The sequence below is a fragment of the Alteromonas sp. ISO5 genome (genome assembly GCF_058105165.1).
Genome location: NZ_CM176572.1, coordinates 4,882,180 through 4,901,123, shown reverse-complemented (window position 1 = coordinate 4,901,123; position 18,944 = coordinate 4,882,180). Strand labels below are relative to the sequence as shown.

Here is an 18,944-nt window from a genome sequence, read left to right as displayed (position 1 = left end):
GAGATGGCGGGTAATACTTTCGGTAAAATATTTACGGTATCCACCTTTGGTGAGAGTCACGGCATTGCCCTGGGCGGTGTGGTAGATGGTTGTCCTCCGGGACTGGAACTGACCGAAGAAGATTTACAGGTAGATTTAGACCGTCGTAAACCAGGTACATCACGCTATACCACAGCCCGTCGCGAAGACGACGAAGTGCAAATTTTATCTGGCGTGTTTGAAGGCAAAACCACCGGTACCAGTATTGGTTTGCTGATTAAGAATAAAGATCAGCGCAGTCAGGATTACTCCAATATCGCTGCGAGCTTCCGCCCAGGCCATGCCGATTATACCTACCAGCAAAAGTATGGTTTTCGCGACTATCGTGGCGGTGGCCGCTCGTCTGCGCGCGAAACGGCTATACGTGTGGCCGCTGGCGGCATTGCCAAGAAATACCTTGAGCAGGTTCATGGCATTAAAATTCACGGCTTTTTGTCGCAATTAGGCCCGGTTGCCATCGACACGGTTGACTACAGCATTATTAACGAAAACCCATTTTTCTGCCCGGATGCGTCGAAGCTGGAAGCGCTGGATGAATACATGCGCGATCTGAAAAAGTCCGGCGACTCGATCGGCGCAAAAGTGTCAGTCGTAGCCACTAATATGCCGGTAGGCCTGGGTGAGCCGGTGTTTGACCGTCTCGATGCTGATATTGCAGGTGCCATGATGGGCATTAATGCGGTTAAAGGCGTGGAAGTGGGCGACGGCTTTGATGTGGTAACTCAAAAGGGCAGTGAACATCGCGACACGCTAACCCCGGATGGATTTACCTCTAATCATTCAGGTGGGGTATTGGGTGGCATTTCAACCGGTCAGGATTTGGTGGTTCATATGGCACTTAAACCCACTTCCAGTATTTCGGTACCGGGCGAAACGATTGATACCGACGGTAACGCGATTGAAATTGTAACCAAGGGACGTCACGATCCTTGCGTAGGCATTCGTGCTGTGCCAATCGCCGAAGCCATGCTGGCGCTGGTGTTAATGGACCATTGCCTGCGTCATCGCGCACAAAACGCGGCTGTGCATTGCACCACGCCGATTATTCCGGGTTCAGCTAAATAAGATGCTGAACCTGACACTCAAGTAATGGCGGCATCTTCCAGCCGCTTTGCAATTATAGCGCTCAGCCTTACCTACGCTCTGTATTTTGGTCAGTTGGGGGTCATCACTCCTTACCTTGGCGTCTTTCTTGATGGGCGCGGCTTCACTTCGGCAGAAATTGGCGAGTTGTTTGCGGTTATTACCCTGGCACGCATTATCGGCCCTTCGCTATGGGCCGGCGTTGCCGATCGCACTGGCAAAATACTGTTTATTCTGAGACTCGGCAGCGGTTTAACCGTACTGAGTTTTATTGGTGTATTCTGGGCTTACTCATTCTGGTATCTGACGCTGGTTATGGGCCTGATGATGATGTTCTGGACCGCAGTGTTGCCGCAGCTTGAAGTGCTGACGCTACAAACCATTGAAGGTGACTCCAAACGCTACGGTCGTATTCGTTTGTGGGGCAGTATCGGCTTTATCGTACTCACTGTATTAGTCGGCAAGGCACTCGACTTCTTGTCAACCGATGCGCCAATTTATGCTTCGATGTTGGTATTAGTCGGCCTCTTTCTAAGCAGTCTCATCCTTACACAACCGCAAGATCTTAAACCCAAAGCGGTGGTTGCCGTGCGGATCATGCCGTTTTTGCGGGATAAGGTGGCACTGTTGTTTCTGCTCTCCAATGCCTTACTGCAATTAAGTTTTGGCGCGTACTACGGCTTTTTTGCACTGTATATGCGGGATTTAGGCTATTCTGGCATGCAAACCGGTTTACTGATTGCACTGGGTGTGACCGTCGAAGTCGGCATCTTTCTGGTTGCCCAGCGGCTGATTTCCCGCTTCGGTGTATGGCGCTTAATGGTGTTCTGTTTGCTTGCCACCGGGGTACGCTGGCTGGTTCTTGGGACGCTGGCCGATATGTTCTGGCTGGTGTTCTTCAGTCAGTTTATCCATGCGTTAAGCTTTGGCTTAAATCACTCTACCTCGATGCATTTCATCCATCACTATTTTCCTTCCCAGATCCACGGCCGTATTCAGGCCGCTTACATTAGTCTGGCCTTTGGTTTGGGCGGCGCCATAGGCAATTATGCCGCAGGGTTATTGTGGCAGCAGGGCGCTGGCTCTATGCTAACGTTTTCGGCGGCTGGTGCCTGTGCCGCTGCAGGTGGATTAATACTGCTGCTTATCACGCCGCAGCAGATGGATAAGCGACAGGAACATTAAACCAGCGATCAAGGGGTCAGGTTCTTTAAAAATACTTTCTCGATCAAAGGGTCAGGTTCTTTGAAAATACTTTCTCATAGTGAGGTAAGCCTTTAGTTTACCGCAAATAAAGAACAGGCCTGTTGACCAGTATAATTTAGTGGATTTTCACATAAGATTTAAGCCAGTTTGTTTTCAGGGAGAATTAAAATTGGCTCGTCGTCCGAGGGTATTGGTTCCAAATATGCCTGTACACGTTGTTCAGCGAGGAAACAATAGACAAGCGTGTTTTTTTCAGGCTGCAGATTATGCGGTTTACCTTAAAAAGCTTAAAGAGTGTGCAGACAAATTTAATGTGCGGATACATTGTTTTGTCTTAATGACAAACCATGTTCATTTACTTTTGCAAGCATCAGACTATGAGGGCATTAGTTATGTTATGCAGAGTTTAGGGCGCTATTATGTTCGCTATATCAACACCACTTACAATCGAACTGGCACGCTTTGGGAAGGTAGGTTTAAATCAAGTTTGGTGAATTCTGACGAGTACCTACTACAGGTTTACCAATATATTGAATTAAATCCGGTCAGAGCAAAAATGGTAGATCACCCAAAAGACTACGTATGGAGTAGCTATCATGCAAACGGAGGCAATAAAAATATTGCCTTGATAAAGCCTCACCCTCTCTATTTATCCCTCGGCAATGACTCCGCGAGTCGAAAACTGGCTTATAACCGTCTTCTCGACAACTCGTTATCAAATGAGATAGTGAACAAGATAAGATTATCAATAAATAAGTCCAGGGTGCTGGGCGATGATAAATTTGTAAAGCAGATATCCGAACAACTTGAGCGCTTTGTCGGATATCTTGAACACGGAGGGGATAGACGCTCTGAAGAGTTTAAGGAATGGTTTCAAAGAATCTGACCCCTTGATCTCAGTGCGCGGCCTTAAACGCTATTCATAATCGCCACGTCCTATTGGGTATTGCTTCTCCCACTCTTTACCATTGGTCTGCCGTATCTCAATGCTGTTAACGCTCGTTTCATCCAGGCATCTGGCATTTACGCTGTAGCCATCCGGGTGGGAGCGGGGGATATAAAACGGTTTAATACCGCAGATTTTACAGAAAAAATGCTTAGCGGTATGCGTATTAAAGGTATAGGTCGTCAGACACTGTTTGCCTTGCAATAGCATAAAACGATCTGCAGGAACAATGAGATGCAGATACCCAGACTTACTGCATATCGAACAGTTGCACTGATTCACTTTCAGGTCTTGCGGCGCGTTGACAGTAAATCTGATAGCGCCACAGTGACAACTCCCGGCGTGTTCTACCATTGAGCAATCCTCATTATTAACATTTCTCTCCTGATAATGTCTGTTAAAGGGCCTACTGACGGACGCAGTGTGCTATCACCGCAGTATCCCCATCGTCCTGCAACTGCTCCAGTTTGACATCAAATTTCCAAAGCCTGTGCAGGTGGCGCATGACTTCGTCTTTACTGTCAGCCAGTGGAATGCCATTTTGTGGCACATACCTTAGCGTTAACGAGCGATCGCCACGTACATCCACGTTATATACCTGAATGTTAGGTTCTAGGTTACTCAGGTTATACTGGGCGGAGAGCTTTTCCCGGATGGCCCGGTAACCGCGCTCGTCGTGAATAGCCGATACGCTCACATAGGGTTTATCAGCATCATCTTCCACTGCAAACAGTTTAAAGTCGCGGATCAACTTGGGTGACAAAAACTGGCTGATAAAGCTTTCATCCTTAAAGTTATGCATAGCGAAATGCACGGTTTCCAGCCAGTCTTTACCGGCAATGTCCGGAAACCAATAGCGATCTTCCTCTGTAGGCGCCTGGCAAATGCGCTTAATGTCCATAAACATATTAAAACCCAGTGCATACGGGTTAATACCGCTGTAGTAAGGGCTGTTGTAATCGGGTTGGGTCACCACGCTGGTGTGGCTGTGTAAAAACTCCAGCATAAAGCGGTCGGTCACCAGCCCTTCATCGTAAAGCTTGTTTAAAATATGATAGTGCCAGAAACATGCCCAGCCTTCGTTCATTACCTGAGTTTGTTTTTGCGGGTAAAAATACTGGGAGACCTTGCGTACAATGCGCACAATTTCACGTTGCCAGGGCTCCAGCAAAGGGGCATTTTTCTCGATAAAATACAGCAGGTTTTCTTGTGGCTCAGCCGGAAAACGCATTGCCTTTGGTTGGTTTTTTTCCTTGCTGTCGGGCAGGGTGCGCCATAGTTCGTTAACCTGAGATTGTAAGTATTTGGCGCGCTGCTTCTGACGGCTCTTTTCCTCCTGAAGCGATAACTTCTGCGGGCGTTTGTAACGGTCGACTCCAAAATTCATCAGCGCGTGGCAGGAATCCAGTGTTTGCTCGACTTCTTCGTAGCCGTATTTTTGCTCGCACTTGGCAATGTAGTTTTTGGCAAATACCAGATAATCGATAATCGAGCTGGCGTCGGTCCAGGTTTGAAACAGGTAATTGCCTTTAAAAAAAGAGTTGTGTCCGTAACAGGCATGGGCCATTACCAGGGCCTGCATGGTAATGGTGTTTTCTTCCATTAAATAAGCAATACAGGGGTTGGAGTTAATCACAATTTCATAGGCCAGGCCCATCTGGCCACGACGGTATTGCTGTTCGTTCTGAATAAATTTTTTGCCGAAGGACCAGTGGGTATAGTTAATTGGCATGCCAATACTGGCATAGGCGTCCATCATTTGTTCGGCGGTGATCACTTCGATCTGATTAGGATAAATGTCGAGTTTGTATGCTTTGGCAATACGGTCTATTTCAGTTTCGTATTGGGCCAGCATGTCGAAGGTCCAGTCAGGCCCGTCGCTGAGTGTTTTCTTTACTTCTGCTATTTCAGCCGTCATTAGCTTCCTCCGCTGTTTTCACTGGTTTTCTCAAACAGTTCACGGAATACAGGATAGATATCGCTGACCGAGATGATGTGTTTGCAAACAAAGTTACTGCAGGCTTCCTCCACGCTTTGATATTCACGCCACAGGCTTTGGTGCTGGCGTTCGGTGATTTCGATATACGCGAAATAGCGTGTAACCGGCAGTAGTTTTTTCATCAGAATTTCGCGGCACTGAGGAGAGTCGTCGGCCCAGTTATCGCCGTCTGATGCCTGCGCGGCATAAATGTTCCAGTCGCTGTCCTGGTAGCGTTCGGCGATAATTTCGTCCATCAGTTTAAGCGCACTGGATACAATGGTACCGCCGGTTTCCTGAGAGTAGAAAAACTCCTGCTCATCGACTTCTTTGGCCTGAGTATGATGGCGAATGTATACCACCTCGACGTTTTTATACGTCCGGCTTAAAAACAAATAAAGCAGGATGTAAAAACGCTTGGCCATGTCTTTAGTGGCCTGATCCATTGAGCCGGAGACATCCATCAGGCAAAACATTACTGCCTTGCTGGTGGGCACTGGCTTTTTGGTGTAGTTTTTAAAACGTAAATCGAAGGTGTCAATAAACGGCACACCGGCAATTTTTGCTTTTAACGCGCCAATGGTTTTTTCCAGTTCAATAATAGCCACGGTGTTATCGTGCTTATCGGCTTTAAGCTTCTCAAGCTCCTCTTCGGCTTCGCGCAACTTGCGTCGGTCTGCCGCAGTCAGGGCTACCCGTCTGGCCATCGAGCCTTTAAGTGAGCGCACGATATCCAGATTGGTAGGAACCCCGTCGGTTTGATAACCCGCCCGGTAGGTCTCGTACTGAACGACCTGATCGAACTGGCTGTTTTTCAGGTTAGGCAGGGCCAAATCTTCAAACAGTAAGTCGAGGTATTCGTCTTTGGATATCGAAAAGGTAAAGTCATCTTCCCCTTCGCCACTGTTTCCCGCGTCGCCCTGACCCGAACCCTGTCCACCCTGAGGTGGCGGGCGGTCAATACGGTCGCCAGCAGTGAATTGGTCGTTACCCGGATGAACAACGGTGCGTTTACCACCTTTGCCGGTGTGAAATAATGGTTCGGAGATGTCCTGTTTCGGTATGCTGATATGTTCGCCAGACTCGACGTCGGTCACCGAACGCTGACCGACGGCATCTGACACAGCGCGTTTGATTTGTTGCTTGTATCGTTTTAAAAACCGCTGACGGTTAAGGGTGCTTTTCCCTTTGCTATTTAACCTGCGGTCTATGAAATGTGCCATACAACCCCTTCACGCTAAAGCGCACCCTAAGATGCTTTGCGGACACGCAGGTACCATTCGCACAGTAACCGTACTTGTTTTTGTGTATACCCTTTCTCCACCATACGGTTTACAAAGTCGTCGTGTTTCTTACGATCTTCAGCAGACCCTTTGGTGTTAAACGAAATTACCGGCAGTAGATCTTCCGTATTAGAGAACATTTTCTTTTCTATTACGGTGCGCAGTTTTTCGTAGCTGGTCCAGTTCGGGTTTTTACCCCCATTATTGGCCCGGGCACGGAGCACAAAATTCACGATTTCATTACGGAAATCTTTCGGGTTGCTGATACCGGCTGGTTTTTCGGTTTTTTCCAGCTCAGCATTTAGCGACGCACGATCAAACAACTGGCCGGTTTCCGGATCCCGGTATTCCTGATCCTGGATCCAGAAGTCTGCATAGGTGACATAGCGGTCAAACAGGTTCTGGCCATATTCAGAGTAAGACTCCAGATACGCCGTTTGAATCTCTTTGCCAATAAACTCTACGTAATGCGGGATCAGGAAGCCTTTTAAAAATTCTTTATAGCGATCGGCCGTATCCTGAGGGAACTGCTCACGCTCAATTTGTCGCTCCAGCACATAGAATAAATGCACCGGGTTAGCCGCGACCTCGGCGTGATCGAAATTAAACACGCGAGATAAAATCTTGAAAGCGAAACGGGTAGATAGGCCTTCCATACCTTCGTCAACGCCTGCGTAGTCGCGGTATTCCTGATAAGACTTGGCTTTCGGATCGGTATCTTTCAGACTTTCACCGTCGTACACCCGCATCTTCGAATAGATACTGGAATTCTCAGGCTCTTTAAGTCGCGACAGCACGATAAACTGGGCCAGACTTTTTAACGTGTCAGGTGCGCAGGGCGCGCCGTGTAATTCACTGTTTTGCAATAGTTTGTCGTAGATACGCATCTCCTCAGAAACGCGTAAGCAGTAGGGTACTTTGACAATGTATACCCGGTCGAGAAAGGCCTCATTGTTTTTATTGTTACGGAATGTCTGCCATTCAGACTCGTTTGAGTGCGCCAGAATCAGCCCGTCAAAGGGCAGGGCAGAGAATCCTTCAGTAGGGTTATAGTTGCCTTCCTGAGTTGCTGTCAGTAGCGGGTGCAGCACCTTAATCGGCGCTTTAAACATTTCCACAAACTCCATCAGGCCCTGATTGGCCTTACACAGAGAACCTGAGTAGCTGTAAGCATCCGGATCGTTTTGAGCAAATTGTTCCAAACGACGAATATCCACTTTACCTACCAGTGACGAAATATCCTGGTTGTTTTCGTCGCCGGGCTCGGTTTTGGCAATGCCCATCTGATCGAGAATAGAGGGATACACCTTCACTACTTTAAATTTAGTGATGTCACCGTTGTATTCATGCAGGCGCTTTCTGGCCCAGGGTGACATGATGGTTTTTAAATACCGTTTTGGAATGCCGTATTCCTGCTCAAGAATGTTGCCGTCTTCATTTAAATCGAACAGGCAGAAAGGATGGTCGTTAACCGGTGAGTCTTTAATCATATAGATCGGCACTTTCTGCATCAGTTCTTTGAGCCGTTCAGCGAGTGATGATTTACCGCCACCTACCGGTCCTAACAGATAGAGTATTTGTTTTTTCTCTTCCAGCCCCTGCGCGGCATGGCGCAGGTAGGATACAATTTGCTCTATCGCTTCTTCCATGCCAAAAAATTCATGGAATGCCGGATAACGGGCAATGACGCGGTTTGAGAAAATGCGGCTGAGTGCCGGATCGGTGGATGTGTCTATCATTTCAGGCTCGCCAATGGCCTGCAACAGTCTTTCAGCGGAATTTGCATAGGCCATCGGGTCGTTTTTACAGATGTCTAAGAATTCCTGAATGGTAAACTCTTCTTGCTTATGTTTTTCATAGCGCTCTTGGTAATGCTCGAAAATACCCATAAATACCCCTGTATAAAAAACGGTCTCCCGTACTTCCAGCATAGTCCTATAATTTCAGAAAACAATGGGGGAAAGCTGATATTCGTCGTTTATTTTTGCAACAAAAATGTTAATAAAATCATGAGGCCCAAGTGAACTAAGGGCTTGCAAAGGGCAGTAATAAGCAGAAAAAAGTGAAAATTATCAGTGGTGAGAGAGAAGGATCGTACCCGCAGGGCGCGGGTACGAAAAGGGGATTACGCGCCGAAGTTAGCGGCTGCAAATTCCCAGTTAACCAATGCCCAGAAGCCACCTAAGTACTTAGGACGCAGGTTACGATAGTCAATGTAGTAAGCGTGTTCCCACAGGTCAACAGTCAGCACTGGCGTCAGGCTGTCGTCAGTCAGTGGTGTTGCTGCGTTGCTGGTGTTAACGATATCCAGGCTACCGTCAGCAGTTTTCACCAGCCAGGTCCAGCTTGAGCCAAAGTTGTTAACGGCTTTGTCGTTGAATGCAGCCTGGAAGTCTTCGAAAGAGCCCCATTTCGCAACAATAGCATCAGCCAGTGCGCCAGTTGGTTCGCCGCCACCGTTCGGGCTTAAGCAATTCCAGTAGAACGTGTGGTTCCAAACCTGAGCGGCGTTGTTAAATACACCACCTTCAGAAGTCTTAACAATTTCTTCCAGGCTCTTTGATTCCAGATCAGTACCTTCTACCAGACCATTCAGTTTGGTTACGTAAGTAGCGTGGTGTTTACCATAGTGGTAATCAAGTGTCTCAGCAGAAATGTGTGGCTCCAGAGCATCTTTTTCATAAGGTAACGCTGGTAGTTCAAAAGCCATATGAGTCTCCATTTTCTTGGTTAGTTGTACGTAGTCTGTTATCAGAATAAGTCTTTTTATCTAACGGTCATTTATCCCGACACCCTATGATATAGGGACGGATTTATTTAACCCAATGACAATTAGATGAAATTTTTCTTTTTTGAGTTAGTTGGCGGCGGTGGGAACCTAATACTTCGCAGTCACAACACCGGTAACCAATCCAAACGCTGTTGTGTGTCGTAACAAGCTGACTGACTATTGTATTACAGGTTAGCCCAAGCACTTGTGAAACGCCAACATCAGCTTGCTATATCATAGGTATAAATGCACTTATCGGATCACTTAAAATAGGGCAAACTGTGAAATCAGAATTTATGCGCGGTACATATTAATGGTACAATCGGCATTACCCGCCACTTGAAAAGTGGCGTTCATGCATACATATCCCTGCAAAGGTAAAAAGTTAAGAGGCATTCATGGAAAACAACGGTGAACAAACCACATTAGAGCGTATTCAGCAGCAAATCTCGGAAAACCCGATCCTGCTTTATATGAAAGGCTCGCCTAAATTGCCCAGCTGTGGCTTCTCAGCTCAGGCATCTCAGGCACTGATGTCCTGTGGTGAGCAATTTGCTTATGTCGATATTTTGCAAAACCCTGACATTCGTGCAGAGCTGCCAGCGTATGCTAACTGGCCTACGTTTCCGCAGTTATGGGTCGACGGTGAATTAGTTGGCGGGTGTGACATTATTCTGGAAATGTTCCAGCAAGGTGAACTACAGCCACTGATTAAAGAAACAGCTACGAAAACCAAAGCGGAATAGTCACGCAATATCGTAAAAAAACCGGCTTGATACAGCCGGTTTTTTTATGTCAGCAATAGCGAAAGTTGACTGAAGCGTGTCGCAAATTTGAATATCGTTAGTTTAACTAACACAGGTCGCAGAATTTATGATTAGAAAAGAACCGCTGTCGACAAGTCCGGATAGATTTAATCGGCGTTATGGATTTATGGCGTTAACAGCGAGCCGGTAAAACTGCGGACTATAAAAAAGGACGTTAGCCAACGTCCTTAAATAAGCTTTCGTTAATGATGGTTGAGTCGATGACCTGTTGAGCCATTTGTATGCATTTACCGCACTGAGAGCCCAATTGCAGTTGTTCACGCAAATCACGTATATTACCAACGCCGCTGTCAGTTACAGCTTTGCGTATCGCAGTATCAGTTACACCGTAACACATGCAAATATACATAGAACACTCACTCCTATATCAATATGCAAATGATAATAATTGCTATTTGAGGTTATTGCAAATATTTTGTGCAGATTTATGACGATTCGGTCATCTATCGTGGAAATAGCAGGTTGTCTGGTCTGATGAGTTTAAAAAGTCTGAAACGTCAATTGTATTTTCATTATTTGCACTCACTATATCAGGCAGTAGCAGATACTGATGTGATACAGATCACAACTACTGCCATTCACATAATGAAAATGGAGAATAGATATGAGCGTACTCGTTGGTCGTCCAGCCCCGGATTTTACTGCAGCAGCTGTGTTAGGCAGTGGTGAAATTGTTGACAGTTTTACCCTGAGCGAAGCCATTAAAGGTAAAAAAGCCGTTGTCTTTTTCTACCCTCTGGACTTTACCTTTGTTTGTCCGTCAGAACTGATTGCATTTGATAAGCGTTACGAAGAGTTCACTAAGCGTGGCGTTGAGGTCATCGGTGTATCAATCGATTCTCAGTTCTCGCACAACGCATGGCGTAACACCCCTATAAACGAAGGCGGTATTGGTCCGGTTAAATATACTCTGGTTGCCGACACCAAGCACGAAATTTGTCAGGCCTATGACGTTGAACATCCGGAAGCTGGTGTTGCTTTCCGTGGTTCTTTCCTGATCGACAAAGAAGGTCAGGTACGTCATCAGGTGGTTAACGATCTGCCATTAGGTCGTAATATCGACGAAATGCTACGTATGGTTGATGCGCTGGACTTCCACGAAGAGCATGGTGAAGTTTGCCCGGCTGGTTGGACCGAAGGTAAAGCGGGTATGGATGCAAGCCCTGAAGGTGTTGCTAAGTATCTGTCTGAGAAATCAGAAGAGCTTTAATAGTAATTTAATAGTAAAAAGAGGCACTTAGGTGCCTCTTTTTTTATGTCAGCCTTATTGATTCGGTGTCTGTTTGTTTCCTGACAGGCTCAAGCCCAGCGCTTCCAGCGATTTGCCCCGGGTTTCAGGAAATAACCAGATGACGCTAAGTCCTTGTAACACCATCATTACTGCAAAAAACGCAAAGATTGTGACCGGGCTGAAGGTCGTGAGCACCAGCGGCATAAGCAATGTGATTAGCGCCGCAAATACCCAGTGGGTTCCACAGCCAAGACTCTGACCTTTAGTGCGAACGGCGTTAGGAAAGATTTCAGAGATATAGACCCAGATGACGGCACCCTGACCAACGGCGTGGGCGGCAATAAACATAAATATAAATAGCACCACAATCAGCCCTGACAGGTCCAAGGCGAAGGCAAGTGTAATTGCTGCCAGTGAAATGACGTATCCTATAGAGCCCGCCATGAGCAGGGTTTTGCGGCCGGCTTTGTCAATCAGCAGCATGCCAAGTAGCGTAAACAATAAATTGATAACACCGATGCCTGCACTCGATAGTAATGCTGAGCTGCTGTCCATGCCCGCCAGGTTAAAAATACGCGGTGCAAAGTAGATAACGAAATTGATCCCGGACAGCTGGTTAAACATGGCCAGTAAAAACGCCAGCAGGATAGGAAAATGATAAGCCGGATTAAACAAGGATTCAGAGGCGCGCTTATCGTGCTCAGTCTGAATATCGTTGATGATCTGACTGGGATTGGTTTCGCCAGTGAGCGAAATAACCTCAATGGCCGCCTGCTCATCACTTTTGTGTAACAACAACCAGCGTGGACTCTCAGGTACGGTACTGACTAACAGCAAGTATGCCGCTGCGGGTATAGCTTCGATTCCCAGCATCCAGCGCCAGTCCAGAGTGAAAACCTCTGCCAGCAAATAATTGGATAAAAAGGCAATGAGAATGCCAAACACAATTTGAAACTGATAGAGCGCGACTAAACGCCCACGCTGTTGCGCCGGCGCAATTTCCGCAATATAAGCCGGCACTGCAATGGAGGAAATGCCAACCCCGACCCCTCCGATAAAGCGCATCAGACTGAAAAACACCGGATCGGTTGCCAGTGCAGAGCCTAATGCGGAAAGCAAATAAAGCATGCCAATGATGATAAGTGTCGGTTTACGACCCAGGCGATCACAGGGGTAATTGGCACCTAGCGCACCCAGTACTGTGCCCCATAGCGCCGATGACATTATAAACAAGCCATGGTGCAGGGCAGAGGTTTGCCAAAGCTGCTGAATGGGTTGGTCGGCACCTGATATCACCGCGGTGTCAAAGCCGAATAAAAAACCTGCGCAGGCCACCGTAACCGACCACAGTATCAGTTTTTGCTTCATGATAACTCGCTTCAATCTTAAACGATTAAGTTTAGGCGAGTGTATCGCTAATTACACTAATACTCTAATGGTATTTTTACACCCCGTTAACTTTGCGGGGCGAGCGGCCAACCGCCCAGACTGGCATAGCGGTTCACAATGTAGCAGAACAATTCGGCTGTTCTTTGGGCATCGTAAAGGGCTGAATGGGCTTCATTCTGATCAAAACTGATGCCGGCAGCCTGACAGGCTTTTACCAGTACAGTTTGCCCTAAAGCAAGGCCGGCGAGTGTGGTGGTATCAAATGAGACAAACGGGTGGAATGGCGTACGTTTGATATTACAACGTTCGATGGCCGCATTAATAAAACTCTGATCGAAAGTGGCATTATGTGCAACTATCACGCTACGTTGGCAGTCAACCGCTTTTTGTAGCTTACGAACATGCTTACATAACCCTTTCATCGCGTCGTCTTCACTAATAGCGCCACGTAAGGCACAGTCCGGGTCGATGCCGTTAAAATCGAGTGCTGCCTGCTCCAGATTCGCTCCTTCAAACGGCGTGACGTGAGCGTGATAGGTGTCGGCTGGTGCCAGCATGCCAGCGCTGTCCATGCTCAGAGTCACCGCAGCAATCTCTAACAGGGCATCTGTGGAGGCATTAAAACCAGCTGTTTCGACATCAATGATGACCGGAAAGTAGCCTCTGAAGCGTTGTGACAGTGGGGGGATTGTTTGTGGCATATCACTCTAAATCTGGTGGTTGAATAGTAACCCTGACGGCTATTGGATCTGGACCCATTACAGTCCGGTAAATCAAACAGAGTTCTCATTAAAGGGAGAATTATGTCAATATTAGCGCTGACTATCTACCCGGTGCTAAACTTTTATTGTTCGTTGACGATAAGATAGAGACGAAGGTTAACAGGTTTATCGATTGCTGAGGCTATACATGTTGAAATCGGTTTCGCTTATATCATTTACCGTTGGATTGTTAGGGATGACTGCCAGCCCGGTTCAGGCATCACTGCGTCAGTACCATTCAACGGTAGAAAACTCACAATGGCAACTTAGTGAGCGTTCCAGGCTTAACTGTACGCTAAGCCACACTTTACCTGGATACGGTGAGGCCCAGTTTATCAGTGAAGCGTCCAAGCAGCTCAATATGGATTTTGTATTGGATATGAACCTGTTGCCTAAAAAATTTGGCACTGCAGCTGTTTATGCCGTGCCGCCGAAATGGATGCCCGGGGTACGGGCCCGGCAAATTGCGGATATGACGTTGCGCACCCAGTATGATGGTGACTTGCCCGAGGAGACAGCCTGGACCATGCTGAGCGAGCTGGAGAAGGGCTTCTGGCCAACCATTTACTACCAGGACTGGTATAACACCAACGACAAGGTTGCTGTGGGCCTTAATGCGAGTAACTTTACGCCGGTTTATCACGAATTTGTCAGCTGTGTTTCAAACTTGCTGCCATACAGTTTTGACGATATTAGTTATACGGTGTTGAGTTATGAGAAAAACTCCACAGAGCTTTCCAAATATTCCAAACGACGTCTGCAAATGATTGGCGACTATCTTCGTGAAGATAATGAATTAGAACTGGTGTTGCTTGATGGTTATACCGATAGCTATGGCGGATCGTGGAATAACCAGCAATTATCGGTTAAACGCGCTAACGAAGTAAAAAACTTCCTGACTGACTTAGGGGTGGGAGAGGATCGTATCGAGATCACCGGACACGGCGAAAAACGCCATATTGCGCCCAACACCAACAGTCAGTCCCGGGCAACAAACCGCAGGGTAGTGGTCAGAATGGCAAAGTCCTGAATCAGTTAATGTAAAAAAGAAGCCGCGTACACACTTTCGCGGCTTCTTTTTTGGGGCATTGTTAGCGGTTTTGCAAAAAGTGCTTAACCGGCGCTACCTGATCGGTAAACACGCCGTCAAATTGCCATTTCTCTACTATCAGCATCAGTAATTGGGAAGCTGAAATTCCCGGTGGCAAGGCATCTGTCCGAAAAGTGTAAGGGTGAATCAACAAGCCAGCTTGCTGAGCTGCAACCACCCACTCAGTAAGGTCTGTAGTAGGCTGGCCTTGCTGGTAACGGGTAACGTGACCCAGCCAGGGGCCAATCCCCTGCACGTAGCGGCTAAGCGCCTGCATGCCTTTTGCTGTTTTCAGCGCATTATAATCGGTTGGGGTTTCATGCCAGCTGTTTTCTGCAATTAACTGGATCAGTTTGACCCGGGCACCAAACTCCTGACGCAGACGTTTTATTTCTTCAAAGTCAAAACACTGAATATAGATGTTCGCCTTAGCGTCATCGAGGCCGTGTTCACGCAATACAGTCAGCACGGCTTTGCTGATATCAACGCCCTGCTCACGATGCCAAGCCGGTGATTTGATTTCGGTGTATAAGCCGACTGACTCACCAGCGGTTTCATTAAGAGATCGGATGGTGCTGATATGTTCAGCAAAGGTAGCTACTTTAAACTGACCGAGGCCGTGATAGCGATTGGCATAAACTTGCTCGCCCTTTGCATCGGTACGCTCATGAACGTTTAAAGTTTTAAGTTCTGCAAGGGTAAAGTCCAGCGCATAGTAACGGCCATCCTCACGGTGGCGGTCAGGGTAGACTGTTTCCACGTTGGTTACCGTTTCCAGGTGAATATCGTGTAACACAACCAGCTTGCCATCACGGGTCATCACCAGATCCTGTTCAATATAGTCAGGTTGCTGAGCGTAAGCCATGGCCGTGGATGCTAGTGTATGCTCTGGCAGGTAGCCCGGAGCGCCGCGGTGAGCAATTACATCAAACGCCAGCGCCTGACATGAAGCAAATGTTGCCAGCGATAGCATCGCCAGCGGTTTTGATACTATTTTTAACACTAATGGTTACTCAGGTTGGATTAATTCAATTGCATAACCGTCAGGATCGCGAACAAAAGCAATCACGGTTTTGCCACCTTTTACCGGACCAGGTTTGCGGTAAACATCTGCACCTTTTGCTTCAAGCTGTTTGCAAAAGCTATAGATGTCCTCGACTGCGAAAGCGACGTGGCCATATGCATCACCCAGTTCGTATTTGTTATCACCCCAGTTGTAAGTCAGTTCCAGAACCGCCTGCTCAGACTCATCGGCATAGCCCACAAAAGCCAGGGTGTATTCATATTCAGTATTTTCGCTTTTACGCAACAGCTTCATGCCCATGGTATCAACATAGAACGCCAGGGATGTGTCGAGGTCTTTAACCCGTAACATGGTGTGTAACATTCGCATAAGAAGCTCCTTAATAAGACAATATAATTCAGCAGTTTTTCAACAGTATGACAGTGAGAGCGCTTAATGTGGCACTGTAATTAATCTGCCAGGCAGATTAAAGTAAATTGTGACCAGCAGGCAAAATAGCTGGTTTGAAAGCCTGGCAAAGTAAAAAGCGCGTTTCGACAGTATTTTGTTCAATTACCTGTCACACTTTTGTGGGCAATGGTTTCTTTATTATAAATGGATAAATAAGGAAGATACCCTGATGAAAAAATCACTGTCAGTATTATGTCGAACAAGCCGCACCCGTTCCTTCGGTGTTGTTGTGGCTATTGTGAATTTGGTCGGCTAACAGTTGTGCATCGGTTCAGAACGCTTTAAACCTTACTACCGCACAGCAACCGCAAGGAATTGCAAAGTGAGCACACAAAGCCTGATTTCAAACGACGATATGATTGCTGCTCAGCATGGGGATGAGTCGGCGTTTAACCGTCTGATTGGAGCCAGTCGCAATACGATAGCCAGCATCGCTCTGGCCATTACCCGGACCTTGATGCCAGCGAAGAAATTACCCAGCAGGTGTTTATCAGTTGCTGGCAAAAACTGCACACACTCAATAATGTTGCAAGCTTTTTACTCTGGTTACGTCAGTCGACCCGTTATGCCGCTTGCAATTACCTGCGCGATCATCGCCTGGCAGATCGTGTAGGCGGTGAGGAGGCCGATGCCTTGCTTGCCGCGTATGGTGATGAGGAATTGCCGCCTGAGACCCGTCTGAGCCGGGAACAAATAGACTTACTACTTAAACAGGTGGTTGATGAACTGCCCGAGGAAAGCCGTGAAATGGTGCTGTTATATTATCGGGAGGATCAGTCTGCAAATCAGGCGGCGCAGTTACTCTCTGTTTCTCCTGAACTGGTGCGTCAGCGGCTGAGCCGGGCGCGAAAAGTATTGAAAGCCAGTTTACTGGAACGTTATGGCCAGCTTATTTTAACCTCCTTGCCCACGCTAACTATTGGCTCTATATTGCTGGCAGGAGTCAGTGATGGACATCGACTTTACACTCCTTTGAGACGACTTTGAGCTGCTTTAGTTCAAATTGATCGACGTTCTTTCCCATGGCCAGTTTCGTGCGGTTGGATACATGAGAGATATACGTATCCTCGGTGATAGTAGGCCAGCCAAAGAAGAACAAAGGTAGATATGGTTGCACTTCGTGTTTATTGAATACGAGTCAACGCAAGACGGTTAGAATGTATGGAGTAATCAGTTTGTCTTCTCAAATGCTCTACCGATAGCCTGTCAATATTTTTTACATTCCAATATAAGTAAACGTGTGATTGGCTATATTTCCCTTAAAAATCAATAGAAAAGGCAGTGGCATGAAGTTTGCTTTGGCTTTATCAAAATAATGAGCTGAGAAAATTTTAATATGCGTTTAATGAAATCCACTTTACTCCTTTTGACAATGACTGTGCCACTAATGGTTAATGCAGCTATAATCAATATTGGAGATGTCAGTTACGACAATACCCAAGACTATATGACCGATACGGAAACTGGTGTTCAATATAGTAGTCTCGACGCAACCTTGGGGCTATCCTACGACGACTTGGCTTTAGCTATGCAGTCTGGTGGTGCGTGGGATGGATGGAGCTTCGCGACCAGCAAAGAGAGTGACGATTTGATTAATGCTCTGTTGCAGTCTATTAGCCCGTGCACAGGTGCGGTAGATACGGCAACTTCTTGCGGGAATATCTCAGGATGGGCAGATGGTGGTTTAGGAGCGTCGTTCACTTCTGGAATTGACATTTGGTTTTATGTCAGCACCTATAATACACCTAACATACCATTTGAACTCGATGTTGGATTTGTTGAACTGCAAAGCACTGATGGTTTGATTAAAGATTATGACGACTGGTTAACAACTACAGATGCCGCTTCGTTCACCGAGTCCAATTCACAAACTCCAGTCGGGTATTTGTTGTATAAGAACTCTGATGTGACAGGATATCCAGTTCCTGCACCACCTGTTGGCGCTTTATTTGCGTTATTTTCCCTTTTTCTAGTTGTACGCCGTTTCCAAATTAGGAATAAATAGCTCGCAACATAAAGAAGACATAATAGATAGTGACAAACACTCTAACGCCAGCAGCATTGTTGCTGGCGTTTTTTTAGTTATGGTTTAATTGAATTGTTTGTTGAAAGAGCAGCCATTAGTGTAACGGGCTCTTTAATGGGTATAGTGGTTCATTGGCTTTGCAGAGTCTGGACTGGGTGTATAGTATTAGCGGCAGCCTATCTGAGCAGCTCACATTGCCAGTAATTTATTAATCGGTTTTCTCTTTAAACTCACACAAGTCTTCAATGATACATGAACCACATCTAGGCTTACGGGCTATGCAGGTATATCGGCCGTGTAGGATAAGCCAATGATGGACATCGACTTTAAACTCCTTTGGGACGACTTTAAGCAGCTTCTCTTCGACTTTTTCAACTGTTTTACCCATGGCAAACTTGGTACGGTTTGAGACGCGGTAAATATGGGTATCTACAGCTATAGTTGGCCAGCCAAACGCGGTGTTAAGCACCACATTAGCGGTTTTGCGGCCGACCCCTGGCAGAGCCTCTAGCGCTTCGCGACTCTCCGGTACCTGACTATTGTGCTTTTCAATCAGGATCTGGCACAGCTTATAAACGTTCTGTGCTTTAGAGTTAAATAAACCAATGGTTTTAATATAGCTCTTAAGTCCCTCCACACCCAGTGCAACAATGGCTTCGGGGGTATTGGCAACCGCAAAAAGCTTATCGGTAGCTTTATTAACACTTACGTCGGTTGCCTGTGCGGATAACGTTACCGCCACCAGCAGCTCAAAAGGGCTGGAAAAATTGAGCTCGGTGGTCGGGTGCGGGTTGGCATCACGAAGACGGGTTAAAATTTCCAGTCGTTTGGCTTTATTCAT

The 18,944-nt window shown here is 46.8% G+C and carries 19 protein-coding genes and 1 pseudogene; 8 read left to right on the top strand and 12 right to left on the bottom strand.

Going from position 1 to position 18,944, the window contains the following annotated elements:
* Positions 1–3 precede the first annotated feature (3 nt).
* From aroC to AC2T0J_RS22195, 3 genes are all read left to right on the top strand, one after another.
* Complete coding sequence (gene aroC, locus AC2T0J_RS22205) at positions 4–1,104, top strand: chorismate synthase (protein ID WP_489807895.1); 1,101 nt, start codon at positions 4–6, stop codon at positions 1,102–1,104.
* Between the two features lie 24 nt (positions 1,105–1,128).
* Complete coding sequence (locus tag AC2T0J_RS22200) at positions 1,129–2,307, top strand: MFS transporter (protein ID WP_489807894.1); 1,179 nt, start codon at positions 1,129–1,131, stop codon at positions 2,305–2,307.
* Between the two features lie 190 nt (positions 2,308–2,497).
* Positions 2,498–3,214 (top strand): transposase, encoded by a 717-nt coding sequence (locus AC2T0J_RS22195; RefSeq protein WP_489807893.1) that lies wholly within the window; start codon positions 2,498–2,500, stop codon positions 3,212–3,214.
* Between the two features lie 30 nt (positions 3,215–3,244).
* Here the strand turns inward: AC2T0J_RS22195 and AC2T0J_RS22190 are convergent, their stop codons facing one another.
* From AC2T0J_RS22190 to sodB, 5 genes are all read right to left on the bottom strand, one after another.
* Positions 3,245–3,628 (bottom strand): GFA family protein, encoded by a 384-nt coding sequence (locus AC2T0J_RS22190; protein ID WP_489807892.1) that lies wholly within the window; start codon positions 3,626–3,628, stop codon positions 3,245–3,247.
* Positions 3,629–3,680: 52 nt separating this feature from the next.
* On the bottom strand, positions 3,681–5,192 hold the full coding sequence (locus AC2T0J_RS22185) for a SpoVR family protein (protein WP_489807891.1): 1,512 nt from the start codon (positions 5,190–5,192) through the stop codon (positions 3,681–3,683).
* Positions 5,192–6,475 carry a YeaH/YhbH family protein gene (locus AC2T0J_RS22180; RefSeq protein WP_489807890.1) on the bottom strand — a complete coding sequence of 428 codons (1,284 nt, stop codon included), beginning with the start codon at positions 6,473–6,475 and terminating at the stop codon, positions 5,192–5,194. Before AC2T0J_RS22180 ends, AC2T0J_RS22185 begins: the two co-directional genes overlap by 1 nt.
* A 26-nt stretch (positions 6,476–6,501) precedes the next feature.
* The gene (locus AC2T0J_RS22175; RefSeq protein WP_489807889.1) at positions 6,502–8,424 is read right to left on the bottom strand and encodes a PrkA family serine protein kinase; all 1,923 of its coding nucleotides are present in this window, start codon (positions 8,422–8,424) and stop codon (positions 6,502–6,504) included.
* A gap of 236 nt (positions 8,425–8,660) precedes the next feature.
* Complete coding sequence (gene sodB / locus AC2T0J_RS22170) at positions 8,661–9,245, bottom strand: superoxide dismutase [Fe] (protein WP_070174795.1); 585 nt, start codon at positions 9,243–9,245, stop codon at positions 8,661–8,663.
* A gap of 458 nt (positions 9,246–9,703) precedes the next feature.
* On the opposite strand from sodB, the gene AC2T0J_RS22165 reads away from it, so the two are divergent.
* Positions 9,704–10,051, top strand: coding sequence for a Grx4 family monothiol glutaredoxin (locus AC2T0J_RS22165; protein WP_489807888.1), 348 nt, complete (start codon positions 9,704–9,706; stop codon positions 10,049–10,051).
* 235 nt (positions 10,052–10,286) lie between these two features.
* On the opposite strand, the gene AC2T0J_RS22160 is transcribed toward AC2T0J_RS22165, so the two are convergent.
* Complete coding sequence (locus AC2T0J_RS22160) at positions 10,287–10,481, bottom strand: (2Fe-2S)-binding protein (protein WP_489807887.1); 195 nt, start codon at positions 10,479–10,481, stop codon at positions 10,287–10,289.
* A gap of 255 nt (positions 10,482–10,736) precedes the next feature.
* Here AC2T0J_RS22160 and AC2T0J_RS22155 point away from each other — a divergent pair, with 255 nt between their 5' ends.
* Positions 10,737–11,342: a peroxiredoxin gene (locus AC2T0J_RS22155; protein ID WP_489807886.1), complete on the top strand. Its 606-nt coding sequence runs from the start codon at positions 10,737–10,739 to the stop codon at positions 11,340–11,342.
* A gap of 54 nt (positions 11,343–11,396) precedes the next feature.
* Here the strand turns inward: AC2T0J_RS22155 and AC2T0J_RS22150 are convergent, their stop codons facing one another.
* Both AC2T0J_RS22150 and rnt read right to left on the bottom strand, forming a co-directional pair.
* Positions 11,397–12,731 carry a sugar porter family MFS transporter gene (locus tag AC2T0J_RS22150; protein WP_489807885.1) on the bottom strand — a complete coding sequence of 445 codons (1,335 nt, stop codon included), beginning with the start codon at positions 12,729–12,731 and terminating at the stop codon, positions 11,397–11,399.
* Positions 12,732–12,817: 86 nt separating this feature from the next.
* Positions 12,818–13,453, bottom strand: a complete 636-nt coding sequence (gene rnt, locus AC2T0J_RS22145) for a ribonuclease T (protein ID WP_489807884.1) — start codon at positions 13,451–13,453, stop codon at positions 12,818–12,820.
* A gap of 256 nt (positions 13,454–13,709) precedes the next feature.
* Here rnt and AC2T0J_RS22140 point away from each other — a divergent pair, with 256 nt between their 5' ends.
* The gene (locus tag AC2T0J_RS22140; RefSeq protein ID WP_489810388.1) at positions 13,710–14,543 is read left to right on the top strand and encodes a flagellar protein MotY; all 834 of its coding nucleotides are present in this window, start codon (positions 13,710–13,712) and stop codon (positions 14,541–14,543) included.
* Positions 14,544–14,604: 61 nt separating this feature from the next.
* Here the strand turns inward: AC2T0J_RS22140 and glpQ are convergent, their stop codons facing one another.
* Together glpQ and gloA are read right to left on the bottom strand one after the other, a co-directional pair.
* Positions 14,605–15,606 (bottom strand): glycerophosphodiester phosphodiesterase, encoded by a 1,002-nt coding sequence (gene glpQ, locus AC2T0J_RS22135; protein ID WP_489807883.1) that lies wholly within the window; start codon positions 15,604–15,606, stop codon positions 14,605–14,607.
* 6 nt (positions 15,607–15,612) lie between these two features.
* On the bottom strand, positions 15,613–15,996 hold the full coding sequence (gloA, locus tag AC2T0J_RS22130) for a lactoylglutathione lyase (RefSeq protein WP_489807882.1): 384 nt from the start codon (positions 15,994–15,996) through the stop codon (positions 15,613–15,615).
* Between the two features lie 564 nt (positions 15,997–16,560).
* On the opposite strand from gloA, the gene AC2T0J_RS22125 reads away from it, so the two are divergent.
* Positions 16,561–17,064 (top strand): RNA polymerase sigma factor, encoded by a 504-nt coding sequence (locus AC2T0J_RS22125; protein WP_489807881.1) that lies wholly within the window; start codon positions 16,561–16,563, stop codon positions 17,062–17,064.
* Here the strand turns inward: AC2T0J_RS22125 and AC2T0J_RS22120 are convergent.
* A pseudogene (locus tag AC2T0J_RS22120) lies at positions 17,024–17,167 on the bottom strand (endonuclease III); the annotation flags it as partial. The gene AC2T0J_RS22125 and the pseudogene AC2T0J_RS22120 sit on opposite strands and share 41 nt — an antisense overlap.
* Before the next feature lie 246 nt (positions 17,168–17,413).
* On the opposite strand from AC2T0J_RS22120, the gene AC2T0J_RS22115 reads away from it, so the two are divergent.
* Positions 17,414–18,082, top strand: a complete 669-nt coding sequence (locus AC2T0J_RS22115) for a hypothetical protein (RefSeq protein ID WP_489807880.1) — start codon at positions 17,414–17,416, stop codon at positions 18,080–18,082.
* Positions 18,083–18,311: 229 nt separating this feature from the next.
* On the opposite strand, the gene nth is transcribed toward AC2T0J_RS22115, so the two are convergent.
* A complete protein-coding gene (gene nth, locus AC2T0J_RS22110; protein WP_489807879.1) occupies positions 18,312–18,944 on the bottom strand; it encodes an endonuclease III in 633 nt (210 codons plus the stop codon).

What these genes read in the sequence shown, in the direction of transcription:
- AC2T0J_RS22155 (WP_489807886.1), top strand. Translation starts at nt 10,737, where the DNA reads ATGAGCGTACTCGTTGGTCGTCCAGCCCCGGATTTTACTGCAGCAGCT.
- AC2T0J_RS22180 (WP_489807890.1), bottom strand. Translation starts at nt 6,475, where the DNA reads ATGGCACATTTCATAGACCGCAGGTTAAATAGCAAAGGGAAAAGCACC.
- rnt (WP_489807884.1), bottom strand. Translation starts at nt 13,453, where the DNA reads ATGCCACAAACAATCCCCCCACTGTCACAACGCTTCAGAGGCTACTTT.
- AC2T0J_RS22190 (WP_489807892.1), bottom strand. Translation starts at nt 3,628, where the DNA reads ATGGTAGAACACGCCGGGAGTTGTCACTGTGGCGCTATCAGATTTACT.
- AC2T0J_RS22185 (WP_489807891.1), bottom strand. Translation starts at nt 5,192, where the DNA reads ATGACGGCTGAAATAGCAGAAGTAAAGAAAACACTCAGCGACGGGCCT.
- aroC (WP_489807895.1), top strand. Translation starts at nt 4, where the DNA reads ATGGCGGGTAATACTTTCGGTAAAATATTTACGGTATCCACCTTTGGT.
- AC2T0J_RS22150 (WP_489807885.1), bottom strand. Translation starts at nt 12,731, where the DNA reads ATGAAGCAAAAACTGATACTGTGGTCGGTTACGGTGGCCTGCGCAGGT.
- AC2T0J_RS22165 (WP_489807888.1), top strand. Translation starts at nt 9,704, where the DNA reads ATGGAAAACAACGGTGAACAAACCACATTAGAGCGTATTCAGCAGCAA.
- nth (WP_489807879.1), bottom strand. Translation starts at nt 18,944, where the DNA reads ATGAATAAAGCCAAACGACTGGAAATTTTAACCCGTCTTCGTGATGCC.
- AC2T0J_RS22140 (WP_489810388.1), top strand. Translation starts at nt 13,710, where the DNA reads ATGACTGCCAGCCCGGTTCAGGCATCACTGCGTCAGTACCATTCAACG.
- sodB (WP_070174795.1), bottom strand. Translation starts at nt 9,245, where the DNA reads ATGGCTTTTGAACTACCAGCGTTACCTTATGAAAAAGATGCTCTGGAG.
- AC2T0J_RS22175 (WP_489807889.1), bottom strand. Translation starts at nt 8,424, where the DNA reads ATGGGTATTTTCGAGCATTACCAAGAGCGCTATGAAAAACATAAGCAA.
- AC2T0J_RS22115 (WP_489807880.1), top strand. Translation starts at nt 17,414, where the DNA reads ATGCGTTTAATGAAATCCACTTTACTCCTTTTGACAATGACTGTGCCA.
- AC2T0J_RS22160 (WP_489807887.1), bottom strand. Translation starts at nt 10,481, where the DNA reads ATGTATATTTGCATGTGTTACGGTGTAACTGATACTGCGATACGCAAA.
- AC2T0J_RS22200 (WP_489807894.1), top strand. Translation starts at nt 1,129, where the DNA reads ATGGCGGCATCTTCCAGCCGCTTTGCAATTATAGCGCTCAGCCTTACC.
- gloA (WP_489807882.1), bottom strand. Translation starts at nt 15,996, where the DNA reads ATGCGAATGTTACACACCATGTTACGGGTTAAAGACCTCGACACATCC.